The sequence below is a fragment of the Pedobacter faecalis genome, assembly GCF_030182585.1.
Taxonomy (GTDB): Bacteria; Bacteroidota; Bacteroidia; order Sphingobacteriales; family Sphingobacteriaceae; genus Pedobacter; species Pedobacter faecalis.
Genome location: NZ_JARXOW010000002.1, coordinates 29,509 through 44,862, shown reverse-complemented (window position 1 = coordinate 44,862; position 15,354 = coordinate 29,509). Strand labels below are relative to the sequence as shown.

The 15,354-nt window shown below is 46.6% G+C and carries 13 protein-coding genes; 4 read left to right on the top strand and 9 right to left on the bottom strand.

Annotated elements, in window-relative coordinates; all coding sequences use genetic code 11:
• The first annotated feature begins 41 nt into the window (after positions 1–41).
• Genes bshC through QEP07_RS13860 form a run of 3 tightly spaced genes read left to right on the top strand, consistent with a single transcriptional unit; the run spans position 42 to position 3,226 of the window.
• Positions 42–1,637, top strand: coding sequence for a bacillithiol biosynthesis cysteine-adding enzyme BshC (gene bshC / locus QEP07_RS13870; protein WP_285010782.1), 1,596 nt, complete (start codon positions 42–44; stop codon positions 1,635–1,637).
• Positions 1,634–2,716 (top strand): Ldh family oxidoreductase, encoded by a 1,083-nt coding sequence (locus QEP07_RS13865; RefSeq protein WP_285010781.1) that lies wholly within the window; start codon positions 1,634–1,636, stop codon positions 2,714–2,716. Before bshC ends, QEP07_RS13865 begins: the two co-directional genes overlap by 4 nt.
• A 21-nt stretch (positions 2,717–2,737) precedes the next feature.
• The gene (locus QEP07_RS13860) at positions 2,738–3,226 is read left to right on the top strand and encodes a hypothetical protein (RefSeq protein ID WP_285010780.1); all 489 of its coding nucleotides are present in this window, start codon (positions 2,738–2,740) and stop codon (positions 3,224–3,226) included.
• 53 nt (positions 3,227–3,279) lie between these two features.
• Here QEP07_RS13860 and QEP07_RS13855 read toward each other — a convergent pair whose 3' ends face one another.
• From QEP07_RS13855 to QEP07_RS13820, 8 genes are all read right to left on the bottom strand, one after another.
• Positions 3,280–5,184, bottom strand: coding sequence for a SusD/RagB family nutrient-binding outer membrane lipoprotein (locus QEP07_RS13855; protein WP_285010779.1), 1,905 nt, complete (start codon positions 5,182–5,184; stop codon positions 3,280–3,282).
• Between the two features lie 16 nt (positions 5,185–5,200).
• On the bottom strand, positions 5,201–8,329 hold the full coding sequence (locus QEP07_RS13850; RefSeq protein WP_285010778.1) for a SusC/RagA family TonB-linked outer membrane protein: 3,129 nt from the start codon (positions 8,327–8,329) through the stop codon (positions 5,201–5,203).
• Between the two features lie 11 nt (positions 8,330–8,340).
• Positions 8,341–9,621 (bottom strand): ROK family transcriptional regulator, encoded by a 1,281-nt coding sequence (locus tag QEP07_RS13845; RefSeq protein ID WP_285010777.1) that lies wholly within the window; start codon positions 9,619–9,621, stop codon positions 8,341–8,343.
• Between the two features lie 276 nt (positions 9,622–9,897).
• Positions 9,898–11,097, bottom strand: coding sequence for a signal peptidase I (gene lepB / locus QEP07_RS13840; protein ID WP_285010776.1), 1,200 nt, complete (start codon positions 11,095–11,097; stop codon positions 9,898–9,900).
• 3 nt (positions 11,098–11,100) lie between these two features.
• Positions 11,101–11,844, bottom strand: a complete 744-nt coding sequence (gene dapB, locus QEP07_RS13835) for a 4-hydroxy-tetrahydrodipicolinate reductase (RefSeq protein ID WP_285010775.1) — start codon at positions 11,842–11,844, stop codon at positions 11,101–11,103.
• A gap of 15 nt (positions 11,845–11,859) precedes the next feature.
• Positions 11,860–12,477, bottom strand: coding sequence for a DUF5683 domain-containing protein (locus tag QEP07_RS13830; protein WP_285010774.1), 618 nt, complete (start codon positions 12,475–12,477; stop codon positions 11,860–11,862).
• Positions 12,477–13,391 carry a ParB/RepB/Spo0J family partition protein gene (locus QEP07_RS13825; RefSeq protein WP_285010773.1) on the bottom strand — a complete coding sequence of 305 codons (915 nt, stop codon included), beginning with the start codon at positions 13,389–13,391 and terminating at the stop codon, positions 12,477–12,479. Before QEP07_RS13825 ends, QEP07_RS13830 begins: the two co-directional genes overlap by 1 nt.
• Positions 13,392–13,402: 11 nt before the next feature.
• Positions 13,403–14,206, bottom strand: a complete 804-nt coding sequence (locus tag QEP07_RS13820) for a ParA family protein (RefSeq protein ID WP_256007110.1) — start codon at positions 14,204–14,206, stop codon at positions 13,403–13,405.
• Between the two features lie 178 nt (positions 14,207–14,384).
• Here QEP07_RS13820 and QEP07_RS13815 point away from each other — a divergent pair, with 178 nt between their 5' ends.
• Positions 14,385–14,906 (top strand): NADPH-dependent FMN reductase, encoded by a 522-nt coding sequence (locus QEP07_RS13815; RefSeq protein WP_256007109.1) that lies wholly within the window; start codon positions 14,385–14,387, stop codon positions 14,904–14,906.
• On the opposite strand, the gene QEP07_RS13810 is transcribed toward QEP07_RS13815, so the two are convergent.
• Positions 14,893–15,348 carry a substrate-binding domain-containing protein gene (locus tag QEP07_RS13810; protein WP_256007108.1) on the bottom strand — a complete coding sequence of 152 codons (456 nt, stop codon included), beginning with the start codon at positions 15,346–15,348 and terminating at the stop codon, positions 14,893–14,895. The two genes, QEP07_RS13815 and QEP07_RS13810, sit on opposite strands and share 14 nt — an antisense overlap.
• Positions 15,349–15,354 lie beyond the last annotated feature (6 nt).

Here is a 15,354-nt window from a genome sequence, read left to right as displayed (position 1 = left end):
GATAATGCGGATTCGATATTTAATCATTTAAATTCGCAAAGATGCAGGCTAAATACATCTCATATCAGGATACCGGTGCGTTTTCTCAAATTGTACTGGATTACATCAGCGGCGAAGCGAAGCTTAGCGACTTTTATAGTTTTAAACCGGATACCGACGGCTTTAGCCATGCGATCAGGAACAGGCGTTTTTCGGGCGACCGGCAGCGCCTGGTTACAGTACTGCAAAATCAGTATATCGAGGTGCAGACTACTGCTTTGGTAAAAGATAATATTACCTTGCTTGCAGATGAACGGACGTTTACCATAACAACCGGTCACCAGCTCAACATCTTCACCGGACCACTTTACTTCATCTATAAGATCGTTACCGCAATTAATCTGGCCAAACAATTAAAGCAAGAGTTCCCCGAGTATAACTTCGTACCCGTATATTGGATGGCTACAGAAGATCACGATTTCGCAGAGATTAATCACGTCCGCATCGAGGAAAAAAAGCTTAGCTGGAACAAAGACAACGCTGCCGGGGCTACGGGTCGCATGGGCATAAAAGACATTGCTGAAGTACTAGCGGCGTACAAGGGTTACCTTGGCATCAGCGAGAACGGTCTGGAGCTGGCAGGCATCGTTGAAAAAGCCTATCAGGGCAAACCTGGAAAGCTAAGCGATGCCACAAGGATTCTGGTCGATTCGCTCTTCGGCGAATACGGACTTGTATGTGTTGATGCAGACGTTCCGGAGCTGAAGCAACAGTTTGCAGACATTATCCGCCGGGATATAGAAACCGGAGACAGCTATAAGAAGATCACTAGCAGCAACGAGGCTTTAGAGGCCTTGGGATACAAAACCCAGGTAAACCCAAGGGAGATCAACTTTTTTTATATGCTTGACGGTTTGCGCGAGCGCATTGTAAAAGAAGAGGACAAGTATCAGATTCTCAATACGGAAATCAGCTTTAGTGTTGAAGAACTTGAACGGGAGATTGACGCCAATCCGGAACGCTTCAGCCCCAATGTCGTGATGCGTCCTCTTTATCAGGAAGTTATCCTGCCCAACTTGTGTTACATAGGTGGCGGGGCCGAACTCACCTACTGGCTGCAGCTTAAGGGTAATTTTGATCGCTATAAAATTGATTTCCCTGTCCTTATGCTGAGGAATTCTGCCTTGATCATCGATAAGCGAAGTGCAGAGAAGATGCATATGCTCGGAATTAAAGAAAAGGAACTTTTTACCGACTCAGATCAGCTAAAATCGACCTGGGTGCATGCGCATGCCGAGCATAGGATACTACTGTCGGACGAGCAACGTGCACTTGGAGCGTTATTCGACCAGATTAAATTAAACGCTTACAAGATTGATAAAACGCTATCCGAGACGACAGACATGGCCAAACATAAGGCGCTTAAGCTCATTCATATGCTTGAAAAAAAGATGCTTAAAGCCGAAAAGCGACGTCATGCTACTGCCCTGTCGCAGATCGAGGGTTTGAAACTCAGGTTATTCCCGGGCGGGGTATTACAGGAACGCGTGCTTAACATTGCCCCGATGTACATAGCTCACGGTAAAGATTTTATTCCGGCGCTCATCGCTGCATTTGATCCGATGGAACCAAAATTTACCATTCTTTTTGCTTCATGATGTTCCATACATTTAGTGCAGACCGGCTCCGGGAGTTTACCGTGTCGGTGTTTACAAAAATGGGATGCCCGGAAGAAGATGCCCGTCTTGCTGCCGACGTCCTGCTTCAATCGGACCTCCGAGGTGTAGATTCCCATGGCGTTGCCCGTCTCAGCGGCTATGTGCGCCTTTGGGAAAAAGGGCGGATCAATGCGCAGCCAAACATACAGGTTGTACATGAAACGCCGACCACGGCAACGGTAGACGGCGATGCGGGACTTGGACTTGTCGTGGCTCCTTTCGCGATGAAGGTCGCAATAGAAAAGGCGAGGCAATATGGAAGCGGTTGGGTATCTGTAAAAAACTCGAATCATTTCGGGATTGCCGGATATCACGCACTGCTTGCAGTGGCCGAAGACATGATCGGTATTAGCATGACCAATGCCAGTCCGCTGGTTGCCCCTACTTACTCAAGTGAACGCCTGCTGGGCACCAACCCGATGTGCTATGCTTTTCCAGCCGGAAAATACCCGCCTATGGTGGTAGATATGGCCACCGCGGCCGCGGCCAACGGTAAATTGGAGATCGCGCAAAGGTCAGGCGCGGCTATCCCTGAAGGCTGGGTACAGCGTGCCGACGGTGGTACCTCTACCGACCCTCATCAGCTTAAACAAGGCGGGGCATTATTGCCACTTGGCAGTGATAAAGATCATGGCAGTCATAAAGGCTTCGGACTAGGCGCTACGGTAGATATATTGTCAGCAGTACTTTCAGGCGCGAATTACGGTCCCTGGGTACCCCCTTTTGTAGCGTTCTTAGAGCCTGCTTCCGACCCGGTCGGACAAGGCATAGGCCACTTCTTTGGTGCCATGCGGGTAGACGGCTTCCGTCCGGCCCAGGATTTCAAAGATCACATGGACAACTGGATCAGCAGGTTTAAATCTTCTGCAACCACCGACCCAGATAAGAAGGTAGTCATTCCCGGTGAGCCCGAATACCTATCTGAAATTGAACGCAAAGAAAAAGGAATTCCATTAATAGATGCAGTGGTAAACGACCTGAACGCACTGGCAGAAAGTCTAAACCTGCCTGCTTTATAAAAACAGACAAACGAGCAAAATATGAAGATTTTTGTGGTAACAAGCCTAGTGCTGGTACTCAGCGGCACTGCGTTAAGGGCACAGGTAAGTGAGCGCGGCACACGTATCGGCCTTGGTATTGAAGCATTGAGCGGCGAAAAGAGCCGTGGCATTGGCTATTCCCTGCAAATTCAGAGCCCGGTAAGCGAACGCATAAACTGGACTGTGACACTGGGCAAAACCGACCTGAGAAGCAGCACAAAGGTTTTTCCCCGGCCGAAATATCAGTATCTGCTGCTAAAGGGCGGGGCAAGATATTATTTTGATCAAACTTTCTATCTGGCGGGCGATATCGGCGCGGCTTTCGATCAGGTGAAGCATGGCAATACTTATCTGGCCTTGTCTCCAGGTGTCGGCGCAGAGGTTACCGCTTTCGGCGCAAACCGAGTAGACCTGGGATTTCGATATGAGCGTTATACCACGAACATCAACTTTCTTGCATTTAGACTTGCCCTGAACTTTGGGTATTAAAACTAAAAAAGCCCGGGCCTTACTGCACCGGGCTTTTTTGTGGAACGTCTGGTTTATTGCTTTTGTGCCCACCAAAGAGGTGTCAGTATTGCATCCGCGCCTCCCAGGGCTGCAACGGCTTGAGCGTAGCCGCTAGCGTTGTTATTTTGTAGGTTGGATGGATATTTTAAGCGCTGAGGGATATACTTTGTACTTGCAGTCATATAAGTAGCCTCCGTCAATGCCGGTAACGTATTAATTGGCTGTTCTATTGCTGGATTTTCAAAGAAGGGCAATCCAAGTCGCCGGTGATCACTCCAGGTTTCCAAAGGTAACCATGGCGTTTGAGCAATAAACTTTTGTGTGATAATTTTTGTCAGATGATCGTTCTTCACAGTGCCGTTTTTATATAAATCATTCTTAGGATATGGAACAGACACTGTACCCGCAGCCCCCGACAATCCATCTTCATAATTCATTTGCCGTGTGGTTGGTTCAATGGTATGTGTCCAGCTGACAGAAGTGCCAACTCGGTTATAGTCTGTAGAAGTTAAATAAGACCCCATATTAAGTCCCCAGTATTCAAAGCTCCTGGCAATACCAGTCTCGTAAGCGGTTTGCGCATTAATCGGCACATTCCAACCCCTCACGCCAGCCTCAGCCAATAGGAAATACGTCTCCCAAGGACCAAAGAATAGTCTTTTTTGAGTGCTATTTCTGAACTGCATATTAATTCTCGGCATCGTGCCGCCGTAATTCACTAGTTCATTTAATGCATCCTTAGTACCCCAGTCGCCGTCTACCCTTGCGTTCCATGTATATTTCGCATCTATAGTTTTCGCAATTGCACCCCCCGGAGCTTTAAGATTTCGCACGGTAACGATATCATAATTTCCGTTTTGCTTTGGATAATTTGGATTGTTAATATCACCTGGGATGCTGAACAATTTATACGCCCTCGGATCAATTGAATACGGTAAGCCATTAAACCAATAGCCAGCCATAGGGTCGTTTGTCTTGGTTGCAAAATGATCTGGGAATCTTTGTCCAAGCCAGTTTGCCGGCTTAATGGCGGACTGGAAGTCGGCACCAAGTAGATCAGCGGACTTAATGCCGCCCAAACCTACAAACAGGTTGTTCAATGTGGCTGATAAAGGCTGAGTATCCCATGAACGACTCATTACGCCAGTTAGTGGATCCCAGCCATCCTTTTCCTGCACCTGAAAATTGTCTGCGTTATCGATGATAAAATCATTAGTAGCCGCTGCCGCTTCAAATTCTGTACGGGCTTTGTCCGCGTCCACTTCTGACAGCCGCATTGACAAACGCAGGCGCATTGAAGTGGCATATTTTTTCCATTTGGCATAGTTGTATTGGTATGCAGGATCTTGTTTGCCTAGATCTGTCGGATTTACAACAGAGACATCCAATTTTCCACTGGCATCCTTAAGTTCGTCTAAAATGTAATAGTACACAGCTTTTACATCGGTAAACTCCGGGTTGGCCCCCTCAAAACCTTTGATAGGAATGGGACCAAAGTTGTCCGACATTTCGCTCATCAGGTAGGCGCGCCATATCCTGGCTACCTGTACCAGATTGGGTGTGTATGTTTTAGCGTTGCCCGCTGCAATCTGCTTATTACCTATTTCAATCGCGGTATTTGCCATATTTAACCAGCTTGCAACCTGGTCGTAATAGGCATTTGTCCAGCCGTCATTATAACTGCCGGCCGATATCGCGCCGCCATCATAATCCGACGCCTGTCTCCCCGCGGGCTTCCAGTACAAAACGAACGAGCGTTCCGCGACATCGGGGTTCATCTGTGCAGAAATAATGGAGTTATTTATGAAATATTCAACTTGTACCTGATCTTCACTAGCGGCGACCGGGTTAACATTAATGTCTTCAAACTTCTTGCAGGAAGTTGCCGCAATTGCTACAGCAAAAACGACTAAAGACTGTTTCAGGATATTTTTCATCTTATCAGTTACTAGATTAAAAGCCTAACGTTAAATTAAACAGGAATGTACGAGTTGTAGGAGCACTTGTACCCTCAAAACCCGTGGCATTTCCACCAGTAGCGTACACTGCCTCGGGATCAAGACCACGCATATGGCTTGTTATTAACCACACGTTGTTGCATGAAACACCGATTTTAGCTCTCTGCAACGGCGTATTTGCCAAAAGCTTGGATGATAGATTGTAGCTCAGGTTTACGTTCCTCAAACGAATATTAGTTGCATCGTACAAATTGGCCTCTGTTATACCAAGGTTGTTGGCCCCGGCGACAGCTTCCCAGTATGCCTGCGGTGTTACCGAAATAGTACTTTTTTCATACGTATTACCATTTGCGATGTAACCGTCTACAACAAAACTCTGTCTCTCTCCGTTTACGACCGTATTGGCCGCTACGCCGCTTTGCTGTAAAGACGACAATGTGCTTGAGAATATCTTGCCACCAAAACGGCCATCAACCAAAAACGACAGGTTGAATCCTTTATATCCAAAAGTGTTGGTTATCCCAGCCAAAGCTTTAGCTTGCTGGTTGCCTAGCCTGGAACCCTCTGCTGTAGCCTGAGGCACCCCATTGGCCGTTAGCAGAAGCTGCCCGGCATACGGCCCATCAGGCACTCTTCTAAATGTAGTTCCGTAGATTTCACCATAGCCCTTGCCTACTTCGCTGATCACCTGCACATCATCATATCCGCCTAATGGGTACTTTGTCAGGTCGTCTGTCAAGTATTCAAGCGTATTGTTATTGCGTGAAAAGTTAACAGAGGTAACCCAGTTAAACCCGGTCTGACTTTGGAAAATATTGGCATCCAGCATGATTTCAAACCCTTTGTTTTGAACATCACCCGCATTGATCTTTTTCCGTCTGTATCCGCTTAACGGATCTAGGGAAATTTCTATCAGTTGGTTTGTCGCGTTTGACTTGTAAAAAGACACATCCAAACCAAACCGGCTTTTGAAGAAACGGAGTTCGGCACCGGCCTCATAAGACTTAATCAATTCATTTTTAACGTCTGGATTGTATAAAACGTCGTTCCTGTTTGCCGTCGTATTCCCGTTAGGGTCCTTCCCAATTGTATACGTGTTGTATAGTTCATACGCATTCAGATCGTTTCCGACAGAAGCCGCTGAGGCCCTTAACTTACCATAGCTTAACCATGATGGCATATCTTTACCCATTCTTGTAAGCATCTCGGTAAACACATAGGAAACGCTGACAGAGGGATAAAAGTAAGAGCGGTTTTTAGGACTTAAGGTAGATGTCCAGTCGTTTCTAAACGTACCGTCAACGAAAAGGTATCCGTCCCAACTTAGCTGACCAGTACCATACACCGAGTTGATTTTCTTTTCTGCATACACCTGGGTTACTGTCGGCGCGTTAACGCCGTTGTTAAGCGAGAATAGATTCGGAACAACAAGTTGGCCGGAATTACCCCCTAAAATATTGTTCTTTTGTGACATAAGATTGCCTCCAACGCTGAAAGAGCCACCTAGTTTACCTAACAGATCATCTTTTTGCCCCGAAATTAAGGCACTGAAATTTGTTTCGGTGAACGTCTGCTTGCTAAGGTTATACGACCCATTCGGCGTTGGCCGCCCCCCCGCGTAAAGCTTACCTTCCACAGTAGTTGTGTAATTATCCATACCGCCTTTTACTTCAGCGTTTAGCCAATTGTTAAACTTATATCGCAAAGATCCAGTAAGAATATAACGATCGCGGACGTCACTATTCAGGTTGTTGTTCTTTGCCCAATACGGATTGTACGTACTACCTGTTGGCAGATACCATATCATCTGCCCATTCTCATCCACAGAGTTCCTCAGTTGAGTAATGTCAAGCGATCTGGGAAGATTATAGAGCGTAGCAAAAATGTTATTATAGTTAGCACCATTGTTAGGCCTGTTCTCTGCATTCGAATTATTGTATTGAATCTTTGTATCTGTCGTCCACCTGTCGTCCTTGCCAAAGGTACTCACGGCGCGAGCCAGCAAGTTGGTCCGGTGCAGTTCAGCTCCAGGAATGATACTTTTGTCGTCTAAACGGTTGAATGAGGTATATACTGAGGTTGCGCCAAGCTGCTGCTGAAAAGTAACACTTTGATTGGAATTAATACCTGTTCCGATGTAATTGCTGATATTATCATAGGTGCGCAACGGCAATTGCCTGCCATCCCAGTTAGGAAGAATTTGACCCGACGCTTTCGGACCCCAGCTTAAGTTGGACAATTCATCGTGTTCTCCTTCACTGCCTTGTCCGAAAACATTCTGCATTTCGGGAGTAGTGAATATACTTTCTAGGCCCAGGGTAGATGAAACGCTGATACCCAACCCCTTCTGAGCTTTTCCGCTCTTTGTAGTAATCATTATTACTCCATTTCCAGCTCTGGAACCATAAAGGGCAGCAGCCGATGGTCCCTTTAATACAGAAACGCTTTCTATGTCTTCAGGATTGATATCTCCCAAGCCATTACCCATGTCGGCAGCCGGATTATAGTAGTCGTTGTTTAGTGTTCCAGTACCAGGGTTTACTGCTCCTGTAAAATTGCTTACCGGTATACCGTCTACCACTATGAGTGGCTGGTTATCGCCCGTCAGAGAGTTATTACCTCTCAAAGTTATTCTGGATGATCCTGCCGGCCCATTGCTGGAACGCGTTACCTGCAAACCCGCAACTTTCCCAGAAAGCGTGTTCACCAAATTAGGCTCGCGTGCTTCTACAAGTGTTTCGCCTTTAACTTCCTGTACAGCGTAACCCAGAGACTTTCTTTCTCTGCGGATGCCGAGCGCCGTTACCACAACTTCACTGAGCTGTGTATTGTCTTCCTGCAGTGTAACATTAATTGTTGACGATTCGCCGACGGCAATCTCCTGTGCGGTGTAACCAATTGACCGCACTACCAAAGTAGCACCGGGTTTAACGGTCAGCGCAAACTTACCGTTTGCATCGGTAGACACGCCGTTTGTTGTACCCTTCTCGGTTACGGTCACTCCCGGAATTCCTTCACCTGATGTTTCACTCACCGTTCCGGATACCACCCTCTGCGCATAAGCCGCGAAGGTAATCATCGAAAGTAAGATCATGCCCAGGCATTTAAAATAGATCTGTTTCATCCCTGTTTAAGTTAAGTTGATAATTGATGACTAGTTGCTTTATTGGTATTCTGATTATTGGTATTCTGGTTTTTACTGTTTGTTTCTAACTGAACTTGTATTTCCGCGAATTCACAATTCTCAATAACAAGCAGTGCGGCACCGAGTAACTCCGACTCTGAGCCGAGGGCCGAAACCTTGATATCTGTATACTCCGAAAGCCGGGGTATGCAGAACTCATGTATGGCCTGGTGGACTGGTGCCAGCAGCATCTTACCTGCTTTCGCACCCCTTCCGCTCAATACGATAAGCTCAGGGTTCATGATGTGTATGAGTGTGGCAATACCTTTTCCGATGAGAAATGCAGCTTCAGAAAGCACAGATACCGCAAGCGGATCGCCTGACTTTGCCGCATCCAGCAGGTGATCACCGGGCAACTTCGAGGTGTCTGTGAAAAGCTTCTCCAAACTGGAACTTACTCCGGCATTCATCTGTGCTTGCGCGCGCTCCACGAGTACGAGCAGGGAAGTATCTACTTCAAGGCAACCGCGCTTACCGCAGGAACACAGTTTGTTGCTTTGCGAAAGTGGAATATGGCTGAATTCGCCTGCAAGACCGCTATGCCCCCTGAACAATTTGCCGTTAATGATCATACCTAGGCCGATACCCCACCCGATATTTACCACCAACACCTCTTTAAGGCCTCTGCCTGTACCGAACTTTAGTTCGGCCAGGGCAATAAGACTGGAATCGTTATCAATAAAAACCGGCAGGGCGATTCGCTCATTCAGGTAAGATCTCAGGCTTTTCCCCTTGTAGTTCTTAAAGAAGCTATGGTTGATGCCCTTCGCGGTGTCAACAAAACCAGGCATTCCGATACCGACACCCAACAGTGACTCTGCTGGGATACCGGAGGCCTCAATATTCTCGACAATAAATGTAATCAGCTTCTCGAGCGCATCTTTGTCGCCAGCAATGCTGAGGTCGATCATACATGGGGAAACCTGCGGCTCATTTCTTAAGTTGTAAATATTAAATTGAGCCACCAGTTGGTCCACCGCTACAGCTACAATGTACAGCTGCTTCGCCGGATTGATCAAAAACGCCGCTGGTCGGCGACCGCCTGTAGAAGGCGCCAAGCCGTGCTCTATAAGAAACCCCTCAGCAACCAAATCGTTGACAATGCTCGTAACCAAGGGGAGGCTTTTCTTGCTTAAAGCGCTTAATTCAGTAAGCGTGAGCGCACCGTGATAATATAAACACCGGATAATTTCCTTGCTGAGGTCGTAATTTTTCCTGTTCAATAAAGCCATTTGGTTTGTTCCTATACCCAAACTTATGCATTTATTTTCATAAAAGACAACACTTATTAAATTTTTTTAAAAGTAATAGGATCTTTACAAATCGTGTATATGAAGATCTCAGCCCGAACTGCTTACTTTTTGCTGGATTCCTGATAACACCAAGTCTGTTTCCAGCCGCCAGCGAGTGCGGGCTAATAGAAATTATTAGAAAGTAAAAACGCCTGAAGCGCTAAATGCTTCAGGCGTTTTTTGCGCTTTATGCGCATGATGGTTAAACTCTTTAAACTAGTGAATACCTTTAAGCAGGCGGTTCCACCTGATCTTGCTAAAGAAAGAGCCGTCTGAATTGAAACTCATCCAGATAAATAACGCTTTACCGACGATGTGATCTTCGGGAACAAATCCCCAGTACCTGGAGTCGAGCGATTTATGTCTGTTGTCGCCCATCATCCAGTAATAGTCCATCTGAAAAGTATAGCTGGTTGCCGGCTTGCCATTAATCAGCCAGCCATTTCCTGATTTTTCCAGTTTGTTGCCCTCGTATATCCGGATGCAGCGTTCGTAAAGCGGCATTGTCAGGCTGTCGAGCTGAACCGTCAAGCCACGGGCAGGTATCTTGATTGGGCCAAAGTTGTCAACATTCCAGTTCCTGCGCGTATCGAAAGGAAACACATCCGCATCGGGCTGTCCGGCAGGGGCGGCCGACTCGCGTACAGACTGCACAAAGTCGAGTTGCTTCACTTTTTCCATCATCGGTTCTGTGCCGTTAAACTGGAAAACCGTGGCCGACTGCTGACTAATGTCTTCCTGTATCTTAAAACCAAGATCTTCAAAAACACTAAAATTGACATCGGTCGTTTTAAATTCTACATCGTAGCTAAACTGACCTGTTGATTTTAATTTTTCGGCCTTCCCATTAACGTAGGCCAGTCCGTTTTTCATACTGATTTCATCACCCGGCAAACCAATACAACGCTTGATATAGTTTTCGCGCTTGTCAACCGGCCTGCTTATCACCGTATATTGACTGTTTACCGCATGCCAGCCGGCGTGCCGCACCAGCTGATAGTAGTCAGCGTCCTGCATTTCTAAGGCTACGGTATCACCCTGAGGATAGTTGAACACCACTACGTCATTGTGTTTAATGTCGGATAATCCTGGCAATCTGTGGTATTTCCACTGCACACCTTCCCAGTAGGCTTTGGTACCGGTTATCGGCATCGTGTGATGCGCAAACGGGAATGCAACCGGCGTCATCGGTATGCGTGCACCATAATTAACTTTACTTACAAAGAGGAAGTCGCCGATGAGCAGCGACCGCTCCATAGAGCCGGTAGGAATTGTATAGGCTTCTATGAAAAACACCCTGATAATCGTAGCGGCGATAACGGCAAACACAATCGCGTCGAGCCACTCTCGCCCTTTAGATTTCTTTTTCTTTGGCTTGTCGGTCGCTGTATCTTTCTTCCAGAATTTCCAGTTCATTCCCTATCCTTTAAAATTAAATATATCTGTGATGTTGTAAAAACCCTGACGTTTCTCCAGCCATTCTGCCGCAACAACGGCGCCCAGGGCAAAGCCCGAACGGTTGTGCGCCGTGTGTTTAAACTCAATATCGTCCACTTCAGAACTGTAAAGTACAGTATGCGTTCCGGGCACATTCTCAATACGCAAAGACTCAATCAGCATCTGCTCTTTTTTAATACCTTCCTCTGGCAGCACATCGCCAACGACGTTCACCCACTCACTCTTTCTGTCGAGGTTAGCTATGATATCTTCGGCAATTGTCATGGCCGTGCCGCTCGGAGCGTCTAGCTTTTGCGTATGGTGGATCTCTTCCACCTGGACATCATAAGCAGGATAGTCGTTCATCAGCTTTGCAAGTATCTTGTTCATATGAAAAAAGAGGTTGACCCCTATGCTGAAGTTTGACCCGTAGAGAAGGGTATTGTTACGCAGCAGGCACTCATTCTTCACTTCCTGGAGCTGACCATACCAGCCTGTGGTACCCACCACTACGGGCAGATTGGCATCGAAGCATGCGTAAATATTCGCAATGGCAGCGTCTGGCGCACTAAAATCAATGGCGACGTCAGCTTTACGCAGGTTGGTCTCTGTAAGATCGTCTTTGTTATCGACGGTGATCTTCAAAACTATCTCGTGCCCCCTGTCTACAGCAAAGCGCTCAATAATCTGACCCATCTTACCATAACCAAGTAGTGCTATTTTCATATTGTTCGTTTCTTGTTAAAAATTGAATGTAAGTTTAATACCCGGAGCGGGCGTTGTAAGGCCGTATACCGGACTCGCGTTTATCATATCCGGCGCGATCTTTATGGCAATATCGTCCACATTGAAATATTTGAGCCTGGCATCAATATAGGCCTCAACAATATTAAGCAGATACAACCCCGCCAGCGAAAATATAACCACTTCACGGTTCCTCCGAAAGGTGTCCTTTGCAGGGATCAGTCCTTCGGAAGGATAGTTTCGATAACGTCCGGTAGGCGTAACTTTACCGGGATTTTCAGCTCGGTATTGTAGTTCAGTAAGTACTTCTTTGTAGCTTTTGTTATTATCTATATAGGAAAGGGTTAGCATGGTGGCACCGGTATATATACCGGCTACTTTAGCCAGACGATATACTGTGACGCCGTTTCCGATCTGTCCAAGGCCAGGCACCATCATAGAGCGGAAAGCGGCTTTTCTACCCGCAATCTTTCCCGGGTTTACATAGGCTGCTTTTTTCCTGACTGTATCTGTTCCCTTTACCGTGGAGTCTTTCACAACCGGCGATACAGGATCCTGAGCCCCGGCAATAAAGGCACCACAAAGTAAAATACATAGCAAGACTACATTGCGCATTACCAGTCTAATAACTCTAATATACGGCTAAGATCGTCTTTAGATACGAAAGGGATTTCGATAGCTCCCTTTCCGTTTTCACTAACTTTTAGCTTTACTCTGGTAGAAAATTTAGACGCGAGATCGCGCTGCAGTTTCTGATACTCAGGCAAGGTTTCAGAAGAGGTCCTGGTTTTCGGCTTCACCTCCAGGCTGTTGATGCTGCGTACCAGTTCCTCAACCTTGCGTACCGACAGCCCTTTTTCGATAATCTCGTTATGAATAAACAGTTGCTTATCCTCCTCGTTCACGTTTATCAGGGCACGTGCATGTCCCATAGAGATTTTCTGATCGCGGATGGACACCTGTATAGCAGGGGGAAGCTTTAATAACCTCAGATAGTTGGTTACCGTGCTCCGGTTTTTGCCTACCCGGTCGCCCAATTGCTCCTGCTTTAAATTACACTCCTCGAGCATCCGCTGGAAGCTGAGGGCCACCTCGATCGCATTCAGGTTTTCACGCTGTATGTTTTCAATGAGTGCCATTTCCAGCATCTGCTGATCGTCGGCGGTGCGTATGTATGCAGGTATTTCCGTAAGTCCCGCAAGCTTCGATGCCCGAAGCCGCCGCTCTCCTGAGATAAGCTGATACTTGCCCTGACCCTGCTTTCTGACTGTGATTGGCTGGATCAGGCCTTGAACTTTAATCGATTCCGACAGTTCGTTAAGCGCTACCTGATCGAACTCGGTGCGGGGCTGATATGGATTGGTTTCAACGTCGGCAATGCGAATATGACCAATCGGGTTGCTGCCGTTCGTTTGCTTTGGCTCGGCTACAGGGAGACCTCCGTTCTTTGGCGGATTAACAGCATCTGTATCATCCAGTAAAGCACTTAATCCTTTCCCTAAACCTGTTTTTCGCTGAAAAGACGTCATTAAAATTCTAATTAAATAGTCGCTGTACTCCTGTCCTCAATTTCCTTTATCATGCCGTTGTTCCGAACAATCTCGCGTGCAAGATTAAGATAGTTTATGGCACCTTTACAATTAGCATCGTGCATAATCACGGACACCCCATAACTTGGCGCTTCGCTGAGACGCGTGTTCCGCTGTATGATCGTTTCGAATACCAGGTCCTGAAAATGACTTTTCACTTCCTCTACCACCTGGTTGGAAAGGCGGAGGCGCACATCGTACATGGTTAACAGAATACCTTCTATTTCCAGATCGGTATTAAGCCGGGTTTGAACAATTTTGATGGTATTCAACAATTTGCCCAGTCCTTCAAGCGCAAAATACTCACACTGCACCGGGATGATCACCGAATCGGCCGCAGTAAGAGCGTTTATGGTGATCAGACCTAGAGAGGGAGAGCAGTCAATAATGATAAAGTCATACTGGTCCTTTACACTTTCCAGAACGGCTTTCATTTTATATTCCCTGTTATTAAGATTGATCATCTCGATCTCCGCTCCTACAAGATCTATATGCGCCGGAAGCAGATCAAGATTGGGGGTTTCCGTTTTTTGAATGGCTTCCCGGGGATCAACATCATTAATGATGCATTCGTAAATGCTGTTCTTAATGCTTCTCGGATCAAACCCTATACCTGAAGTAGAATTTGCCTGAGGATCGGCATCAACCAGTAAAGTTCGGTATTCCAACACAGCCAGACTTGCTGCAAGGTTGATTGAAGATGTGGTCTTTCCGACACCACCCTTCTGGTTTGCCAGGGCAATTATTTTACTCATTTATCTTCTTACTAATAACTATTATTTGTTTTGGTCTCAGTACCCGGAGGTATATCCTTAAAAAATGCTATTTTTGCCTACATTCAGGCACATTTTAACGATTAGCTAAGATACAAACTAATTAACAAAACTTGTATGAAAGCGCTATGGGTTTTGCACATCTTATCAACAAAAAGCTATGATTACGATTATATCCGGCACCAACAGACCTTCTAGTAATACGCTTAAAGTGGCCAATTATTACCAGGCTCAGCTGAGAATAAAGGGAGAGGAAAGCCGGGTCTTCGATCTCCAGGATTTGCCCAACAATTTAATTGCGACCGATTTGTACGGACATCGGAGCGCAGCGTTTAAGCCAATCCAGGAAATGGTAGACCGTACCCAAAAGTTTTTGTTCATTATCCCTGAATATAACGGAAGCTTTCCTGGGGTACTGAAAACCTTTGTTGATGCCTGTAACTTCCCAGACAGCTTTTATGACAAAAAAGCGGCATTAGTCGGAGTATCTTCGGGTAAGTATGGCAATGTGCGTGGCATAGATCATTTTGCCGGCGTATGCAGTTATCTTCATCTCCATTTGTTGCCGCTTCGATTGCATATCGCAAACATCAAATCTGAACTAGACAGTAATGGTCAGTTTTTCAAGGAAGATACGCTGAAGTTTACCGAGCAGCAGATCAGCAAGTTTATTGCGTTTTAAAGCTGGTCCAGACCTCCCCTTCTCCGCCAAAGACAAAAAAGCCCGGATATAGCATTTCTGCCAGGTGCTCCAGCGCGGAAACGAGTACCTCAGGTTCGGTTTGTTGGCTGAACTCGTCTTTCCATAAATAAACCCGGCTATACTTCACTGCTGGCCATTGGGCGTCCAGCAGTTGCGGCACAGCCCCCATGAGTTCGGGGATATCCGTCTGATGCTGCCAGTACAGTAAAACCTGGGCCTGTTCCGGAAGCACCGGCTCTCCGCCCACCGCTTCCAGCAAAGGGAATACGGCATCAGCCGGAGTGTTCAGCGTAGTAAGGCATGCCACAGGGACGGTGTCCATAAATTTTATCTTGTGCCGGACAATATCGAGCCTGTCCTGGAACTGTTCACGTAAGTCGAGGTCAGCTATCTCCATGATCGCGGCTTCTAAAAAAGACATATTAAT

Bases quoted from the DNA above. Each gene is read 5' to 3' on its own strand.
- bshC (WP_285010782.1), top strand. From the start codon at position 42: ATGCAGGCTAAATACATCTCATATCAGGATACCGGTGCGTTTTCTCAA.
- QEP07_RS13865 (WP_285010781.1), top strand. From the start codon at position 1,634: ATGATGTTCCATACATTTAGTGCAGACCGGCTCCGGGAGTTTACCGTG.
- QEP07_RS13860 (WP_285010780.1), top strand. From the start codon at position 2,738: ATGAAGATTTTTGTGGTAACAAGCCTAGTGCTGGTACTCAGCGGCACT.
- QEP07_RS13855 (WP_285010779.1), bottom strand. From the start codon at position 5,184: ATGAAAAATATCCTGAAACAGTCTTTAGTCGTTTTTGCTGTAGCAATT.
- QEP07_RS13850 (WP_285010778.1), bottom strand. From the start codon at position 8,329: ATGAAACAGATCTATTTTAAATGCCTGGGCATGATCTTACTTTCGATG.
- QEP07_RS13845 (WP_285010777.1), bottom strand. From the start codon at position 9,621: ATGGCTTTATTGAACAGGAAAAATTACGACCTCAGCAAGGAAATTATC.
- lepB (WP_285010776.1), bottom strand. From the start codon at position 11,097: ATGAACTGGAAATTCTGGAAGAAAGATACAGCGACCGACAAGCCAAAG.
- dapB (WP_285010775.1), bottom strand. From the start codon at position 11,844: ATGAAAATAGCACTACTTGGTTATGGTAAGATGGGTCAGATTATTGAG.
- QEP07_RS13830 (WP_285010774.1), bottom strand. From the start codon at position 12,477: ATGCGCAATGTAGTCTTGCTATGTATTTTACTTTGTGGTGCCTTTATT.
- QEP07_RS13825 (WP_285010773.1), bottom strand. From the start codon at position 13,391: ATGACGTCTTTTCAGCGAAAAACAGGTTTAGGGAAAGGATTAAGTGCT.
- QEP07_RS13820 (WP_256007110.1), bottom strand. From the start codon at position 14,206: ATGAGTAAAATAATTGCCCTGGCAAACCAGAAGGGTGGTGTCGGAAAG.
- QEP07_RS13815 (WP_256007109.1), top strand. From the start codon at position 14,385: ATGATTACGATTATATCCGGCACCAACAGACCTTCTAGTAATACGCTT.
- QEP07_RS13810 (WP_256007108.1), bottom strand. From the start codon at position 15,348: ATGTCTTTTTTAGAAGCCGCGATCATGGAGATAGCTGACCTCGACTTA.